Source organism: Sphingomonas sp. 10B4 (assembly GCF_035019905.1).
Lineage (GTDB): Bacteria > Pseudomonadota > Alphaproteobacteria > Sphingomonadales > Sphingomonadaceae > Sphingomonas > Sphingomonas glacialis.
The window spans coordinates 1-1,625 of sequence record NZ_JASJVC010000155.1 but is presented as its reverse complement, the minus strand read 5'-3'; the positions used below and the strand labels follow the sequence as shown (position 1 = coordinate 1,625).

Genomic DNA, 1,625 nt, shown 5'->3' with positions numbered 1-1,625 from the left:
GGATCATGTTGGAACATGAATCGCTTCCGGACCACAACGCAACCTCTTTTCCGGCTCCTCAATGAGTCAGGCTATAATCCGAAACGGCATATCAGGAAATTACGACTTTCTCCTGCCGATCATTGGCCTCACGTCGATTGCTCTGCTACCCTATCTTGTTCGAAATTTGCAGAATTGTTGGCTGTGCAAGCCGCTTCTCTATGTGGAAAATGGCGAACTTATAGCATTCGATCCTAAATTCTTCTCGCAAGACGCAGACAAGGTTTTGTCTGTATTGGCCACGGCTGCTCCTGCTGGTGTCGAAATCGTTAGTGCAAGCGGTTCCAAGACGATCCGGCTGGCGCTTGCAATGCAGGGTGGCGACGAGGTTTCCCGTCGCTGGAGCACGTATCTGGCGTCCTAAACGAGGGCGATCGGAATGACCGGTTTCCACCAGACCCGGTCGTTCCTGATGCGAAAATCACAAGTTTTGCATCACGCTCGGAACGGCGAGATTTCGGGCATTGCGGTGATGCAGAAATCCGATGCGCTGCCGGTCGTGCATGTCAGGGCCTGGTGGAAAACCGACCGTCCGCTTTTCTGCGGGGGCATCCCGCAACGAGCCCCAGCTACGTCCTCAAACGGAAAGACCGTCAACCCCGAAGGTCAACTGCGCTTGTGGAACGCTTGTTGAAAGATCAGGCATAGGCAAATCGCGCGGTCAACGAATGGTACGACAACGCAGTCCGAAGCCGATCAAGAAGGTTAGAAGCGTGTACCGAAGCCGGCGATGATCTGGGCGTTCGGCGTCTGATGATTTAGCCCGAAGTTCCCGCCAAGGTCGATCTGGAACTTGGGAGTGAGCATGTAGGCGACGGCGACATCCGCCGAATACTGGTGTATGTGCCCGGACGGATCGTAGTTTTGCGAGGTCCACAGCTCGCCGAAGGCAGTGAGCCTGGACGTCACGGGCTTCTGGAGGACGGCCGCCATTACGATTTGCAGGTGACGCCGCCCGGGGTGGTCGTTGCCAGCGAGCAGGTCGGCCTCTGGGCTGACGGTGAGCGCGAATCCCTGGTGGAGCTTGACCACGACCGGGGCGGTGACACCGCCCTCCAATTGGCGGTTGCCGATCCCGAGCCTAGCGGTCGGGACCTTTACGATGCCGACGACAGCGTACCGCACGGTCCGGTTGGGGTTAGTCAACCGGTGCTTTAGCCGCAGCGTCAGGTCGCCCACGCCGCGAAGATGACTAACGCCCGTATCGTCGCGGGTGCGGACGTCCACATAGGGCGCAATGTTCGCCTCGATGTCGGTATAGTCGCCCAGCCCGTATTTGAGCGTCGGGTTGAAGTACTCGATAGTGTCGGTCCGTGCGCCGGCGTAGCTACTGACCGTCCAGTTGCCGATGTCGGACTCCAGCTGGAAGCGCCCCTTGGGCAGCACGCAGGGAGCGCTCGACTTGGTCGGCCGCTCGAAACATAGCTTTGTGGTGTCTCCTAGGGCGACATGGGACACGGGGGCACTGCCGTCGGATGACGCATCCATCATGTCTTCCTGAGGCATTGCCTTAGAGTCTGATTCATAATTATTCGGGGTGATATCATAGTCTTGCGATGCGGCGTGCAAAGAGCTGGATCGAGGCG

General features: G+C 58.0%; 3 protein-coding genes. 2 read left to right on the top strand and 1 reads right to left on the bottom strand.

Translation table 11 applies throughout. The features are described 5' to 3' along the window. Nucleotides 1–61 precede the first annotated feature (61 nt). Nucleotides 62–403, top strand: a complete 342-nt coding sequence (locus tag QN347_RS19200; protein WP_323494330.1) for a hypothetical protein — start codon at nucleotides 62–64, stop codon at nucleotides 401–403. A 15-nt stretch (nucleotides 404–418) separates the two neighbouring features. After that, entirely contained in the window at nucleotides 419–673 is a 255-nt protein-coding gene (locus tag QN347_RS19195) for a hypothetical protein (protein ID WP_322164298.1), read from the top strand. Nucleotides 674–744: 71 nt separating this feature from the next. On the opposite strand, the gene QN347_RS19190 is transcribed toward QN347_RS19195, so the two are convergent. Then, the coding region (locus QN347_RS19190; RefSeq protein ID WP_323494329.1) for a transporter at nucleotides 745–1,625 on the bottom strand (881 nt) is incomplete at its 5' end.